Source organism: Paenibacillus sp. J23TS9 (genome assembly GCF_018403225.1).
In the GTDB taxonomy this organism is placed as follows: Bacteria; Bacillota; Bacilli; order Paenibacillales; family Paenibacillaceae; genus Paenibacillus_AQ.
The window spans coordinates 199,320-214,516 of sequence record NZ_BOSG01000006.1; the positions used below are offsets into that span (position 1 = coordinate 199,320).

The window sequence follows — 15,197 nt, forward strand, 5'->3', positions numbered from 1 at the left end:
CATCCCTCCTCAGCTGTTATCTTCAAGCACGAACGGGAGCCACAGCACTACCCTTGCTCCCCCGTCCGGATGATTGGATAGGATCAACTTTGCCTTGTCTTCGTAAATCAACCGCAATCGCCGTCTGGAATTCCATATGCCAATATGTCCGTTGTAACCATGGGCTAATTCGTCTTCTGATTGCCATTCACTTAACGCTTTTTCAGAGAATCCTTTGCCCGTGTCTTGAATCACAATGCATAGATATGACTCCTGATCCCCGCTAAGCTCTATGTCTACGTTTAACCGGATCGGTTCATCCATCGTAACCGCATGCTTAATCGTGTTCTCTGCGAATGTCTGTATAATCAACGGAGGTATTAATGCTTGGGAGAGCGATTCGTCACCGTTAATTTGATAAGTAAACCCATCCTCGAACCTCAGCGCCTGGATCTGCAAGTAGTTACGGGTGTGAGCGATTTCTTCTTCCAGCTTGACGAACTTCAGGTTGTTCTGAAACATAAATCTCATGTAGTTGATTAAATGCTCCGACATGTCCTGGATCAATTGATAGTTTTGGAATTGGGCAAGGTTGTAGATTGTATTCAACGCATTCAAAAAAAAGTGCGGATTGATTTGCAGCTGCAGATGTTTAAGCTCTGCCTTCTGGATCAGCAGCTGCTCTTCATAGACCGTGATTTTTAATGCTTTGATCTCCGAAACCATACTGTTAAATACATCATTCATCAGTTCAAACTCATAGGAAACGGGATATTGCTCTACCCGTTGCTCCAGATTTCCGTCGCGTACTCGTCTCATGACTTTTACGATCCGGTTGATCGGGAGGAGGATAATATGCCGTAAGAAAATATAAAAAATCGGCAAAATGATGAGGGCTCCCAGGATCAGCAGGTACCAAAGGCGCTGTAGAAGCGGGAGATGTTCCAAGATGACGCTGTATGGGATCAAGAACAACAGAGAGAAATTACCTTGCTTGGAATGTGTGCTGACCTGCAAATAATCATTGCTGTTATCGATCGGTGCATTTCCGCTCATCGGTATGAGGTTTTCCGTAACTAGCACCGATTTCCCTTCCGGCCTTTCGTCCAGCAAGCTGAGCGGGATCATCAGCTTCGATGCCTTCACCCATCCCCCGACATACACATTCCCGATTTTTTGTATTTTCACGATATAGTACTCTTCATTCATCTTGTAAGGAAACCATTTCTCGAATGCCTGCTTCTGCAGGCCCTTCCTCTCCTTCAGCATCTGAATCATCCCTTGCCGGATCGTTTTCAGCTGCGTTATCGTCTCTTCAGCCGGTTGATTCGTGAGGAGCTCATCATTGACGGATGAATAAACGAATAGATAATCCATCTCTTTGTATGTATGAATATCCCTTTCCAATTTATTGAATAGATTGATCTTCGCCAAAAAATATTCGTCCATATTCACTTCAGCAGGCATGTCCAGCACAATTAAATCGTTCTCAAAAGCGACCATGGTCCTTAAATACTTATCGATCTCCTCCAGATTCCTGTCGATTTGATCCATGTATAAGGCTGCCAAATGCCGATTGGAGTTGGCCACTTGCTCGCGAACGACTTTCATCGCGTAATAGTTATCGAAAATAAGCAGAAGCTGCAAGGGAATGACGAATAACAGAAAGCCCGCAATCAACTTAAAGCGAATCGACTTGCTTGATAACCGATGTATGAATTTCATCCTTCATTGACCTCCTTAGGCAAACGCCCAATATTCCAGAATCCGGATGTGTCCCTCTATTCCTTTCTCCCCAGACGCTCCTGTTCACCTTCTTTCCCAAGATTAAAATATTTCAAATTAATGGATTATCGTATATTTCTAATAGGAATCTGTGAAGATCACCTTGTGTTTTTTATTAAAGAAGAGGATATCTTATGTTATCTGAACAAGTATAGGAAGGAGCGCTGGAGGAGCGGGGGAGATTTAAAGAGCTTTAAGTGGCATTGTGGTAACTGTTCGGAGATAGGGTTTGATTTTGTTGGTACCATCCTACAGTTGAATCGTTATTGAGGACTAAAAATGGGTATGTTAAGATAAGAATAGAAATAAGGAGCAGCCGCCCTGCTGCTCCCCAGTACAAACATCTTGAGCGGGAATTTCTCCTCCAAGATCAAAAATGACCAGGAAGTAACCCACTTAGGCGCGAACCTTAAGAGTGGGTTACTTTCGTTTATCGATGTAAGTCAGCAATGCCAACAAGAAGATCCCGAAGGTTATCGCCTCACCGAACGAAATGTTCATCGCATCACCTCCTTCACAAGGAGGAGTGCGCCCACTCAAGGTGTGTATGTACCATCCAAATTATAACATTCTACGAAAACAGATTCATTAACTATCATATAATTCATTCAATGCTAAACTGTCCGCTTTTACTATCTACTACGAATTCCCAGGACCCGCTTCGCCAAATCCACCTGCTCATGATCGAGCTCCACTTTAACAGCACCCACGCGTCTTGTTTCCCGCCATTTTTGAAGATCATCTTCCGTCTCCAATTTAAGCTCCGCTATTTCGGTGGCCCTATCAAAAATGCTACTGTCCCTAGAATCAAACACGCAGACACGGCTTCACTGACTAGCTTACATTTTAATTAGGGAAAAATAGAGCGATACGCCTCAGAAGGATGGGATTCAATTCTGCCCGACAGGTGAAGTAGTACATCGTCCACTCGGTTCAGCAGCGTCTGAAGCTGCGAGATGTGCATATGCCGAAGAAAGGAAATATCATTGCAGCCGGCCAGAAAATGAATGGTATGCATAAACATTACCCTATCCAAATCCGGAGCGGAGTCCTGTGCCGTTAATTGGATGACATCTTGAAGCGTAAACGAAGGCGGAGGAAACATGCAGTTGTTATCTTTCATATACAATGCCTTGAGCATGTACTCCAAAGCGCGGTCGCTAAACAAAATGCATACATGGGCAGAGGTCGGATGCATCATCCGGGCTGCTGAGTTCATGTGGATCTGCGCGAGGTGCTGCATCTTAATTATGCTTTTGGTTTGAAACGGACTTCGTTCCTGAATGATTAACAGCTTATTCCTGGTATCTCTGCATTCGTCGATTGAGGTTGAATGATTCACATGCCTCAGCTCCTATTGCGGTTATTGGCGATTCCTCAACTGCGACTGTTTCGCTTTATTGACCTTGCCAAAATGCCTCTGCAAAAGAAGTAGATGTATCACATACTGAATATCTGGAAAACAATAATCACTTCAGATGAATAAATACCTTTATTTCGCATAAAATACATAAATAATATTACTACATAGTAGTAATTAATTCAAATAACTTATTATTTATGTATTATTGCAACTCAAAACATTCCCTACACTTCTATTAAAGAGAGGTGTAACGATGTCAGATATTCTAAAATTAGTCGGAACACGTATAAAAGATCTTCGTAAAATAAGGGGATTGTCTCAAGAAGCCTTGGCAGAGAAGGCTGGCTTCAATATAAGCTATATAGGATTTATTGAACGAGCAGAACGTAATATTTCCATGAAGAATCTGGAGAAGATTGCTAGTGCCTTAGACGTTGGTGTTTATGAGCTTTTTACATATTTGAAGGAACAGGAAGAACTGCCAGAGGAATCGACTTTGAAAGAAGTTATCTCATTGCTGAGAGAACGTAATCCAAAGGATATAGAGATGGCAAGGAATGTGTTGATTGAGATTTTCAGGCGAATTGATGGTAAATAGTGAAAAAAAGCTGATCTGAATTCCGATCAGCTTTTTTAAAATTGTCATTAAAGATCTTAAATATGACAGATAATTTAACTTACTTCTTTTCAAAAAGGTGGTTAGTCTCCTGTCTGCATCAGCGATGACATAGCCACCTTCTGCGGTGGATCGGATACATTAAGAGATCGCTCGCATAAAATTACAGGTGGGCCGTGAAGGGAACTTTATATTAAAAGTGTTGGGTTCAGCTTGCATCCATGATAAGCGGCCCCCAAATTTGTTAATTCCACGCCCATGTACGACATCATCATAAAAAGCTTACCGAAGGAATGCACAGCAAAATGGTAAAATAAATATAGCCTTCCGGAAGGGATATGCTAAGTGAGATTAACCGTTGATTTGCAGTACATGAACTTTCGGTGACAACATTGAACACATTATATTTAATATTTATTATACTCAAAGAAACTAAATATACTTTATCGAGTTTAAGATTAATAAAGGAGGCTCTTATGAAGATAACTTGCATTGAGTCGGACTATGCTCATATTGGTTATGTGTATCTACAACCTCCATCCGGGAAAATCCCCTATCAAACCAACTGCATATTAAATCAGTCCATGGATATTTCCCAGATCCAAATACCCTTTGAACAAAAACCGGAACTGGGAACCTACCTCGAAAACATGACTATGCTCCCTTATTCGTTTAGAAGCGGATATAAGCAAGAGAAATTTGAAACTGAATATGGAGTCGATTTTGACAGTTCCGGATATATTACCGGATTTGAAGTCGGAATGTCTCCAGTGCAATTTTTAACACTCATTGAGAACCAGTCATACAGATTATTCGAATCGGTTTGGCAAAATCAAACCTGCCATATCTTCTTACTCGATGAGTTTGATTCGGTATTTTCTGAATTCAATGCGATTTGTCGCATGAATCGAAAGGAGGACGCCTATCTCATTATTCAATTCGTCCAACCTGAGACACTCGGCGTAACCTTCTACCCTTCGGAAGGAAAGAGAATTGCTCTAATCAAGGGACTCATATCAGCAAAACCAGAGCTATATCCTCTGAGCTATTTGTTACAACCTGACTTTGAGCTTATCAAAGACAAATAATTTCTTAAAAAAGCTTAATGATATGGAGTATTGGGGAAGTTCCCCATGGAGTTTTTTTAACATACAAAAGCTCCGCCCCAGTTCGTCTATTAATTGATACGGAGAGTCGACTGAATTCCCCCCGGGACTAACACGCTTCTTCGCTCAAAATAAAAAGCCAGACGATATTCCGCAATTTCTCGGGTCCATTGAAATACCTTTTCCCCGGCTTGCGCCGATTCCTTCCCAAAATTGAACTGTACGGCAAACGTCGTGCCATCAAACGTTATGAGCCCTTTCGAGGCATTCGCCCATTTCGTCATCGGCATATCAGCCACCAGTTGGGCAACGCGCGCCACATCATACTGCCACAGACGAGTCGTTTTCTTATCCGAGAAATCCTTCAGCTTCCGGTATTCCTTGTCCATCAGGTATTGGTAGAAAAATGGCGCCGCCTCTTTAGCCGTCATCGGCTGATGCCACTTGTCCAGGCCCCTATCCAGCATGGTCGTGCCTTCAACCTCTTCAAGCCAAGTCCGGTAACGTTCATACACCTGCTGCTCCCCGGCTACCAGCTCTTCCGCCCAGTGCAACATGCCCGGATACGAGCCGAATTGCTTCCTGTACAGCCTGGAATCAATTTCGCCATATCGGTGCAATTCCAGGTACGTCGGTCTTCTGCCCAAATCCTGCTTCACATCCCTATAGGCGGAGTCGAGCTTCTCTTTTAATGGCTGTCTTTTGCGCTGGAGCTCTTTCAGCAGGTCGATCACCTTCAGGTCCAGATCGATCCGGCAGCCGGTAGGCACAACAGGAATAAGCTCCTCCTGCTTTTTTTCGCCTTGGGCATCCTCCTCCGAAGGAAGCTTGAACAAAGACAGCTTAAGATCCGCATTGCGGAAGTTCCCGATAAGATCGATAATATGGCAGGTTTCCTTGCCTTCATGAACGCGTAGGCCACGTCCAACCTGCTGCGTGAACACGGTCAGGGATTCCGTGGGCCGCACGAACAGCAGCGTATCCACGGACGGAATATCCACGCCCTCATTGAACAAATCCACGGTAAAAATGATCTCCAGCTCCCGCGTTTCGAGCCGCCGTATGGCTTCCGCCCGGGACATCGCCTTGGTCTGGGAGTGCAGGCTGACAACCGGATGTCCTTGGCTGCGGAAAAACGAAGCCAGAAAGTCCGCCTGCGCGATGGAGGAACAAAAGGCCAGCGTCCGGGTAAGGTTATGCTGCTGCCACGCATCGTAAATCCGGTTTACCACGTCATCCTTCAACTGTTCAGAAAGCAGTTCCTGCTCGTCGTACCGGCTGCCAAGCCAGGTCACGCCCGAATAATCGATCACATCATAAATCCCGTAATACCGGAAAGAACTCAGCCAGCCCCGGTTAATGGCCTCGATAAAATGCATATAAAAAGCCACATTGTTATCGCGCAGCGCATAAATATCCTTGCCGTCCATCCGGTCCGGAGTAGCCGTAATGCCGAGCAGAAAACCGGCCAGAAGCTCGTCCAAAACGGACTTATATGTTTCCGCAGCGGCATGATGAAATTCATCCACCACAATGTTTTGGTTTTGCCGTCATAGATACCGCTGGTGCGTTCAGGCATGACATGCTGGAAGGAACGGCGTGCCTGGTGCAGAAGCTCTTCACGGTGGGCAATGAACAAGATCCGTTTAAACTTGCGCGCAAAAAATGCAGCCAAGTACGTCTTGCCAAGGCCTGTCGGCATGACCGCGATCGCGCGGTCGTAGCCTTCCTCGATCGTCTTGTCCAGCTCCGCCAGGGCCATCTCTTGTGCCGGACGGGGCTCGAGCGATGATGCCGAGGGGCTCTCAGCCACGGCTATGGCTTCCTCCCTATCCTCGGCGGCAGGCGACAGCTCCGATTCCTCCATTGTGGATACGGTCTCGGCCAACTCGGGATACTTATCGCGATACGCTTCATAATCCCTCTCATACGTTCGGATCGTTTCAGGATTCACCGGCTCCGTATATTCGTGGTAAAAGCTCGTCATGAATTTTTCCAAAGCCTCTTGAAACGTGTACGGCTCGGCCTGCTCGTTCATCGCCAAATTCCATTCGAAGCCCATTTTGAACGCGGATAAAGACAAATTCGAGGAACCGACAATAAACAAGCCTTCCTCGTGGTCATAATCCAGCAGATAGGCTTTGGGATGAAAAGAAGTACCACGGCTGCGCCATATTCGGATTTCCAGGCCTTCGATCTTCAGAAGCCGCCTCAACGCATCCGGCTGGGTAATGTGCAAATAATCCCCGGCCAGCAGCTTCACCTCGGCTCCCCGCTGCACTGCTTCTTCCAGATGAGGAGCCAGAATTTTCACGCCGGACTCCATAACAAAAGAAGTCATGATGTAAATACCTGAAGCTCTGCGGATGCCTTGAATCAATTCGTCAGCCAAATTCTCGGTAATCAGTCGTATGTCCGGCATTTACTTTTCCGCCTCGATCAGCAGAATGCGCTCCTGAAATTTGCCGCGTTTTTGCGTTTTCTCCTCACGCACCTGATTCAGCTCTTGCTCCGTGGCTCCATGGACGGACGCCAGAGCGTAGATTACCTCCATTATTATCCGCCAACTCCTCGACGGCTTCGCGGTCCTGTCCGGCTGTTATGTATTCTTGGTGTTCTTCCTGCAGCTTTTTTCTCAGTTCTACAATATATTCTTCCTGGTTCAGCGTCTTGATCGTATACTGCTTCCCCTGTGCTGCAATGATGTCCGGGATCCGGTCACGTACAAGCTTGTTATATACCGGCATGATGTATTTTTCCCCTCTCGTATTCGTAGCTCATTGTTTATATGACGCTCTCTCACGCATTTGTTTTCGTAAAATCCTTTAGGTCGGCTTGTCCTCTTTTCTCAGCAGCACCGATTGAAAATGAGGTCCTTCGCCCATATCACGCGTATGGAAGTTTTCGATTTGAAAATAGCACTCGATGATTCCCTGAATCTCTTCGTCCGGGTACATGGCAAAATAACGCTTCGGCTCATACGCATCCTGCTCCCAAATGCCGTCCGTGTCCATCCCACCGTACAGCCCCAAATAGAACAAACCGCCCGGCTTCAGTATGCGCTTGATTTCCGTGAGCACGTCCGACAGCTGCGCTTTCGGCACATGGAGCAAGCAGTTCATGGCATATACCGCGTCAAAGGAGCGATCCGCAAAATCCAAATTGTAAAAATCCATCACCCTGGCGCGCAGACCCTTTTGCCTGCATAAACGAACCATCTCTTCGGACAAATCGACGGTCGTCATATTGAGGCCCTGCTCCTGAAAAAACAAACTATCCCGCCCCGGTCCGGCTCCGATTTCCAGAACGCTGCGAACTTCGTTCGTCCGATTCAGCGCTTGGTCCCTTTCTTCAGCCTTCCAGCCTTCCAGTTCGGATGAATTTCTGAATTCTGCATGATTATCGTAGGACTGTCGGAGAATGGTTTTAATATCCGCGGTCTCCGTATGATCGGCATCTAGTCTTGTACTTGATAGTTCCTTCCCTTCGATTAAAATGTTAACGAATGCGACATCCGCCGGCGCGAAAATATATTTGTCAAGCTCATCCCGCCTCACCCAACGGACCTCGTCATAATCGGTTGCTTCATTGTGCCGCTGATGAACCGCGCCTTGTATGTAATTAACCGGATATCTTTCTCACCATAGCGATGGTCGTTGGTTCCGAAGTATGCGTAAGGCTCAATCGCAATCTGCATCTCCTCTTGCAGCTCACGCTTCAGGCATTCCGCTGGGATTTCGCCTTCCTCCAGCTTGCCTCCGAGAAACTCCCATAGCCCGGCCTGCGGCTTTCCCGTCTTTTTTCTGGCAATTAACAACTGCCCGTGTTCGTTTTCGATGATGGCTGCGGCTACTTGGATCAAAAGGGGGACCTCCTGTGATTAACTCTAAAGAATGGTAAGCGATAAGAATAGATTAGCACATTTGAATGAGGGAAGAGTAAAACTGCACAGTAAAAATTCACAAGAATGTTGAATTCCTCCACATAAAAATAGAAGTGTCGAAAAGTCCCTTGGACTTTCTCGACACTTCCGGGTGCGGCTGGGAACCAACCGGCGGTTTGCGTTGTAATGATACGGGAATTACTTTTGCTGGAGTATCAAGGGCTAAATGCTTCAGATACTTCTCCCATACCTGCGTCATTTTGATTCACGGCGTATGCCCATCAGGTTATTGGAGTGTACTGACTGGAAGCAATTCTTCAACAAAAGCTGAAGCTCGTCTCTTTGAACAAGAGAAATTTCTGCATCTCTATCAAAATTTATTCTTTGCATTTATCGAGCATTTATTGGGAGCACTGGTCTATTTTTTTCGGAAAAACCATGATTGCGCTTCCTTAGTCCAGTCTTTACTTTCAAACACAAGTTCATACGGGTTAAATATAATAGAAGGGCTATAACCATCCTCATTCATTTTATCTCGATCTACTAGATACAAATAGTACATTGACTTTTTAGTTTTTGCTACTTCAACTTCATTTTTGGACCAATAGAAACCCTGCTCCTTAGCATAGGATTTAACTTCTATTAATCTATCTAATAAAGAAGAATTTTGGGAATTAAACGAAATGATATCATAGCCCGCATTTACATCTATTTCAGATATCCGTAAAATTTTATTACTAAAACGATGATTAGCAAGACGACTCTTTTCATATTTTAGAACAAACTCTTCTGCTTCTTGTCCATACTTTTCTTTCAAGGATTGTAATTTTTTGAATCTTTCCACAGTAAGATTTCTATGGGCTGGCTTCAGAATTTCTTCTAATAACGCACTATAATTGTGATCAATCACCAATAAGTTTTTCACATTAGAACTGAAAATGAAAAAACCTAAATTTATTAAAAGATTTCTTATTGCAGCGTACTTAAATGGAATTTCACTATTTTTGATAATATATGCTTCGTGAAAGTAGTCAAAACTAATTGATTCCAAATCAATAAAATCTGGATATTTCTCTTCTAATATAAGCTTTGATAATAATGCCCTAATAATTGCACTATTTAAATTAGAAGTTGATTCAAACGCAAGAAAATTTTCTCCAAAAGTATTTAAATATACTCCCTCATCACAATAAGAAATAGCTGAAATAAAATCTAATAATGCAATAATACCTTTTGTAGGAATATTATAATACGATGTATTACTCAAACAATACCTTTCAATGTCCCTCAAGGTTTTAGGATACGTGGAAATTGCCTCTGTTATTACGAATTTAATTTCATTTATATTCCCCAAATTATTATGGTTTTTCAACTCTGCTAACATAATTTGAAATCAACGCCTTTATATCATCATTTCCAAAATCGTCCTCATCTACAAGAGAAAACAACGGAATTGGCTCATTTTCAATGATATGGTTCATTCTTTTTTCTTTAAATTCAAGTCTTTCGTGTACTGTTTGATCTATAGAATCAATTGATAACACAAAATAATAATTGACCTTAGCCTTTTGATTTAATCCATACCGATGTATTCTATCCTTAGATTGAATGAATTGCGCAGCATTAAATGTACGTTCTAAATATATAGCATTATTACAAGCCTTGTGTAAAGATATAGACTCCGCTACAGCAAATGGATTTGCAATGATTACATTAAATTCAGAATTCGGATTATGGAAGTCTCTAATTATACTCTCACGAGTTTCAATGGTTAATTTATCGTCTGACTCTACGGGAACATCTCCATACAATAGACGCGATTTAATATTGTTACTATCTAAATAACGCTGTAAATCGTGCATGTTTTGAACAAATGTAGCCCAAATAATAACTTTCTGCTTATCACTTATGATTTTGTTAACTATTTTAAGGACTGCTTCAAATTTCGATGGTGTCTCTATTTGATCATAGTTAACTATTTTATTTATTATCTCTGAATCGTTTATATAAGTTTTATCACTAATTCCATGTTCGCTGAAATATTGATCTATTGGTTTAGTTAATAAGTTGGGATTAGTAGCTGCTTGCATTAATCTTATTAGTCTTGCCTTAACTAATACACCTCTAATATTATCTATGTCACTTTTCTCAATAAGATAATCCATATATTTCTTTTCTATGAAATCGTATATTTGTCTTTGATGAGAGCCCATCTTAACCATTATAGGAGGATTATTTATCGCCTCCGGAAGCCCCAAATCACTCTTTCTGATTCTTATGTAATAAGGAGCTATATTTTCTACTAACTCATGTACTCTCTTGTCTTGAGGATTCTCAGACATCTCTTTTAATTGAAAAGTATGAAATTTAATTATTTGTTTAGATGGCCATAAGAACTTAAATAAATTCACTAGATCTTCGTACCCATTCGGTGCTGGTGTTCCAGTTAAGATAACTCTTGACTTACAATACTTTCCGATACTGAGGACCGAATCGGCAATTAAACCACCTTCAGTATTTTTTATTTTATGAGCTTCATCAAGAACAACCATCACTTTATGCTTTTTAATGAAGTAAATTAAATCATCCAGTACGCTGTTTACAGCTTGATATGACATTAATGTAAGTTCGGCAGGCTCAAAAGAATATAAGTATTGTGACTTCTCCTTCTTTGTCATTCCGCCAGAAAGCCTTTTCGATATGGCCTCTTCTCCAAAACATTCTTCATATTCACTTTCCCAAGGACCAAAAGAACTTAAAGGGCCAATAATTAGTATCTTATTTATGTGTTTAGGATTGTCCTCTTTGAGATTTTTCAAATAACTGTAAGCTCCATAAACAATACTTGTTTTTCCTGCCCCTGGAACAGAAAAATTACATGCGTTTTGTGAGAACGCTAAGTGATAAGCTGACAATAATTGTAATTTGTATAATGTTCTATTTTTAAGATTCTTTTTTAGACTATTAGTAAAATCTTCAAACTCATTCGGATCGCAGTTATTATTACGAATCTCATAAGCCCGTCTCGAAAAGATTCCAAAGTTATTTTCTTCTTGAAAATAATCATTTAATGTCTCTTCAATTAGTTCCGATTTAGTTTCTTCAAATCCATATTTAGAAATAGTCTCTCTAATACTAGTTAAAGTTTTTTCTTGATCTACATCTTCATATTTAATTAGTACTCTATCCTCAAGAATTTCTGCCTTTAAGAAATCTTTCAAGTACATTTTTGCTCGGCGATTAGAAATAAGATTATTAATTGATCCAGTTAAAATAAATTTTTTACTCTGTTGATCAATTCCAACTTCTATTTGCATATCTAAAGACCCCTATTTCCTTTCAATTATTTTTTTAAATTGATATACAATTGAATTAATTTCCTTAACTAGATGCATGTTACTTGTTTCTAATGCATCAGGATTGATTGCTTCAAGTGCATTTTTTGCTCTCTTTAATAATTCTAATGGTTGATTTGCATCTTTTTTATCTTCTAGTTTCCTTACTGATATATTTAGATTCCCTTGTAATAAGCCTCTACTTTTATTTTTCCAAGACTCATCGCGAGCCTCTAATAGTTTTGATAAATCACCATCTGGATTATCTTTATATATTTTATCGGGCGTTTCTTCTTCAATCGATTCAATTGTTTTAGAATGTTCCCCCAAAAATGCCTTCCATATTGCCTCATCACAAAAAATTCCATCTTTCTTGCTTGGTTTAGCTATAGCTCTAAACTCTTTTCCTTCGTATTGAGCTCTAATATAATCAAAGCAAACAGCTCTCAAATCAGAAACATCGGCATCTTTGAATCCCCATTCTACTTTCGAAGTTCCTTTCGTGTATGCTTTTAAATAAGCGTTTAAATCGACAAATTGTCCTTCACGTCTTTCTAATCTTGTATAAATTCCATCATATTCCAAGTAATTTAAATAACTATCCATAAGCTCCATAATCTCTATCCATTCTTTAATTGTACTCTCTTTTTCCCCCATCATCTCAGCTATATCATATTCAGTATATCCGACCGCACCCAGGTCTTTACATTTTAGATACTTTTCAATAGGATTGTAATCTAATTTCTCGTCAGCTCCCATTTGATACGTTGTTTCCAATTTCATAATTTCTTTCGGTTCGGGAGAATCAGGAAGAATTACTGCAATAAAATATTGACAACTTTCAAGATTATGATTAGGCCAATTACTTCTATTATGATAAATCCTATTCAATAAACTTGCACGTCTATTTCCATCAATAATTACTCCACTATTTGTAACTATTCCGTATTGTTGCTGACCATTCTCAATCAAGTTTTTAAGTGTTGTTTCATTTCTACCTTCTTTAGATAAATAAAGATATTGCTCAATTATATTACTATCTTCCTCAACCTCTGGATTTAGTTGCCTATATTGTTTCTCGAAAGACTTTACAGCACTTCCAATTCTACCATTGTATTTATTATAAATAAGAAAATCTAATGGAATTTTATAAGCATTAAATTCCTGAACTTCTCCTTTTTTATATCTAATCCTTATCCCCGTCATATATGGTTTATCCTTTTCAAGGATGTCTTTGAGTTTCTTAATTCTTAAATCTTCATTCATTCATTATTCCCCTCATCTTTTCAATTATATTTGTAAGCACTATATAACCAATGTATATGACAGAAGGTAATGAGTAAGGCTCTTCATCAATATTAATATCCTCGGTCGAAATATCATATGAGATACCTACTATAAACTTTTTCACAGAATCTAACAGCTCATTCGGACCAAGTAACCCCTGTCGGTCATCAGAAGTCAAACAATAATGACGCTGAAAGGTTTCAAAAGATACTAATTTATACTCTATAGAATTTATGAATTCTAGAATTTTATCATCTATAACTTTGTTATTTGTATATACATTACTTATAGATGGCGTAAATATTCTAGCTCTTGGTCCCTGACTTTTATGAATCTCAACATTCCATAGAAACTCTTTTTTTTCAAAATCAGACTTGTAATTTGTCAATTCAACCCTAAACGCATTAACTATTAAATACGGAATGTGATACTTGAAGCGAGCTGTGTCCTTTTTAGGCTTCTCTCTATTAAGAGGAAATACAGTATGATTTAAGTTAATAAAATTGAGGTTTTTAGAATGTTGAATTGGTCTGTACTGAGCAGGTACATCCCTGGCTGTGCTCTCAGCTATTGATTTAGCAAATGCAAATGCCATTTTAGGGGGAACTGCATTTCCTACCAACTTGGATTTCACACCTCTTGAATCACCATAAAATTGATAATCTATGGGAAAGCTCATCACTGATGCCAGCTCCCTAACAGTTGGCATCCTGTATCTATTTTTTTTGTAGCCATAAATTATTGATTCCCTTGAAGATACAGACGAGTTAGCCATAACAGTTCTAGCTGGTTTATTTATATCTTCCGGGAAAGACATTTTCCCCATATAACCCTTATCATCTTTTAATTGCTTTGCTTTCTGCCATTCATGCTGTGCGAGTTCCTTAATAAAATGATGATCAGTAACTTCTCTCGAATGCATTTGAAAATCATAATTAGGATCATTTATTAGCTGGTTCAATCCTTCCTGAGGATCTCCTAGTGCTTCAAGAATTACTTTTAGTGGAAGTACATGCCTATCTTCTAAAACAGCTAACCTAGGATTTGGAAATTCGCCACATAAAAACCTCTTGCGATTTTGTGCAACTCCAAAGTTTTTTGAATTATATACACCTGAATTTTCATGTATCACTTGTAATACAAAATCTCCACTCAAACCCAAATCACTAGCTGAATAGCACGGTTTAATATACTTTTCAATATTAGGTACATTTTCAAGTATCCAATACTGTAAAATTGAATCCTTCTTATATTTTTTTCGAGCAACTATCCTCAAATACGCTTCCAACAATCTTATTCCTAATGCCTTATCTCCCTTGCCCGATTTATTAGAGTTTGAAAATGCCACACATGGTGGTGAACCTATAATAATCTCAGTATCTGGAACTAATTCGTGAAATTCATCTTCAGAAAGCTTAGATAATCTTTCAACATCATCTAAAATAGTATTTGAATGTGGATGATTTCCATGATGTGTTTTTACGGCTGGCATCCATTTATCAACAGCAAATATGGTTCTAAAACCTGCCTGTCTAAATCCCTCTGAAAAGCCACCAGCACCACAAAAAAAGTCTGCTACTCTCATTATTCAGTACCTTTCATTTCGAACGTTTGTTTCTATTATATCATCCATTTAACTTATATAAATTACTATTTTCGATTCATTCATAAATAAATCATCCAAAAAAATTCAACTTCCATATCTCTTTACTTTATATTTCTCGCATTAATAATCATTTATATCCATGTATTATTAAACTTTCATATAAAAAAACAATTCTTGAGTATCGTCCCATTTGATTTATTTCTTAAATAAATACTTAATGCTCCTTTAGTGGAACTG

The 15,197-nt window shown here is 40.0% G+C and carries 11 protein-coding genes and 2 pseudogenes; 2 read left to right on the plus strand and 11 right to left on the minus strand.

Translation table 11 applies throughout. From position 1 onward, the window contains the following. Positions 1-9 precede the first annotated feature (9 nt). The 3 genes from KJS65_RS26730 to KJS65_RS26735 all read right to left on the minus strand — a co-directional run bounded on the left by KJS65_RS26730 (position 10) and on the right by KJS65_RS26735 (position 3,106). Complete coding sequence (locus KJS65_RS26730; RefSeq protein WP_213652870.1) at positions 10-1,704, minus strand: sensor histidine kinase; 1,695 nt, start codon at positions 1,702-1,704, stop codon at positions 10-12. 692 nt (positions 1,705-2,396) lie between these two features. Then, a complete protein-coding gene (locus KJS65_RS30140; protein WP_280531359.1) occupies positions 2,397-2,519 on the minus strand; it encodes a hypothetical protein in 123 nt (40 codons plus the stop codon). 95 nt (positions 2,520-2,614) lie between these two features. Further along, positions 2,615-3,106 (minus strand): hypothetical protein, encoded by a 492-nt coding sequence (locus KJS65_RS26735; RefSeq protein WP_213652871.1) that lies wholly within the window; start codon positions 3,104-3,106, stop codon positions 2,615-2,617. Positions 3,107-3,380: 274 nt separating this feature from the next. Between KJS65_RS26735 and KJS65_RS26740 the strand changes: the two genes are divergently transcribed. Together KJS65_RS26740 and KJS65_RS26745 are read left to right on the plus strand one after the other, a co-directional pair. After that, positions 3,381-3,725, plus strand: a complete 345-nt coding sequence (locus KJS65_RS26740; protein ID WP_213652872.1) for a helix-turn-helix domain-containing protein — start codon at positions 3,381-3,383, stop codon at positions 3,723-3,725. A 494-nt stretch (positions 3,726-4,219) separates the two neighbouring features. After that, a complete protein-coding gene (locus KJS65_RS26745; protein WP_213652873.1) occupies positions 4,220-4,831 on the plus strand; it encodes a hypothetical protein in 612 nt (203 codons plus the stop codon). 89 nt (positions 4,832-4,920) lie between these two features. On the opposite strand, the pseudogene KJS65_RS26750 reads toward KJS65_RS26745, so the two are convergent. The 8 genes and pseudogenes from KJS65_RS26750 to KJS65_RS26785 form a co-directional block, all read right to left on the minus strand. Further along, positions 4,921-7,271, minus strand: a pseudogene (locus KJS65_RS26750) (DEAD/DEAH box helicase family protein). Then, a pseudogene (locus KJS65_RS26755) lies at positions 7,272-7,596 on the minus strand (nucleoside triphosphate pyrophosphohydrolase). 78 nt (positions 7,597-7,674) lie between these two features. After that, the gene (locus tag KJS65_RS26760; RefSeq protein WP_244864868.1) at positions 7,675-8,406 is read right to left on the minus strand and encodes a class I SAM-dependent methyltransferase; all 732 of its coding nucleotides are present in this window, start codon (positions 8,404-8,406) and stop codon (positions 7,675-7,677) included. Continuing rightward, positions 8,403-8,711 (minus strand): (deoxy)nucleoside triphosphate pyrophosphohydrolase, encoded by a 309-nt coding sequence (locus KJS65_RS26765; RefSeq protein ID WP_244864869.1) that lies wholly within the window; start codon positions 8,709-8,711, stop codon positions 8,403-8,405. Before KJS65_RS26765 ends, KJS65_RS26760 begins: the two co-directional genes overlap by 4 nt. Before the next feature lie 439 nt (positions 8,712-9,150). Next, positions 9,151-10,116 carry a protein NO VEIN domain-containing protein gene (locus tag KJS65_RS26770; RefSeq protein WP_213652874.1) on the minus strand — a complete coding sequence of 322 codons (966 nt, stop codon included), beginning with the start codon at positions 10,114-10,116 and terminating at the stop codon, positions 9,151-9,153. Continuing rightward, on the minus strand, positions 10,091-12,049 hold the full coding sequence (locus tag KJS65_RS26775; protein WP_213652875.1) for a DEAD/DEAH box helicase: 1,959 nt from the start codon (positions 12,047-12,049) through the stop codon (positions 10,091-10,093). The genes KJS65_RS26770 and KJS65_RS26775 overlap by 26 nt, the downstream gene beginning before the upstream one ends. Positions 12,050-12,061: 12 nt before the next feature. Then, positions 12,062-13,333, minus strand: a complete 1,272-nt coding sequence (locus KJS65_RS26780; RefSeq protein WP_213652876.1) for a hypothetical protein — start codon at positions 13,331-13,333, stop codon at positions 12,062-12,064. Beyond that, entirely contained in the window at positions 13,326-14,939 is a 1,614-nt protein-coding gene (locus tag KJS65_RS26785; protein ID WP_213652877.1) for a DNA cytosine methyltransferase, read from the minus strand. Before KJS65_RS26785 ends, KJS65_RS26780 begins: the two co-directional genes overlap by 8 nt. Positions 14,940-15,197: the final 258 nt, after the last annotated feature.

Excerpts from the sequence above, each read along its gene's own strand:
- KJS65_RS26775 (WP_213652875.1), bottom strand. The coding sequence starts at position 12,049 with ATGCAAATAGAAGTTGGAATTGATCAACAGAGTAAAAAATTTATTTTA.
- KJS65_RS26770 (WP_213652874.1), bottom strand. The coding sequence starts at position 10,116 with ATGTTAGCAGAGTTGAAAAACCATAATAATTTGGGGAATATAAATGAA.
- KJS65_RS26785 (WP_213652877.1), bottom strand. The coding sequence starts at position 14,939 with ATGAGAGTAGCAGACTTTTTTTGTGGTGCTGGTGGCTTTTCAGAGGGA.
- KJS65_RS26740 (WP_213652872.1), top strand. The coding sequence starts at position 3,381 with ATGTCAGATATTCTAAAATTAGTCGGAACACGTATAAAAGATCTTCGT.
- KJS65_RS26745 (WP_213652873.1), top strand. The coding sequence starts at position 4,220 with ATGAAGATAACTTGCATTGAGTCGGACTATGCTCATATTGGTTATGTG.
- KJS65_RS26730 (WP_213652870.1), bottom strand. The coding sequence starts at position 1,704 with ATGAAATTCATACATCGGTTATCAAGCAAGTCGATTCGCTTTAAGTTG.
- KJS65_RS26780 (WP_213652876.1), bottom strand. The coding sequence starts at position 13,333 with ATGAATGAAGATTTAAGAATTAAGAAACTCAAAGACATCCTTGAAAAG.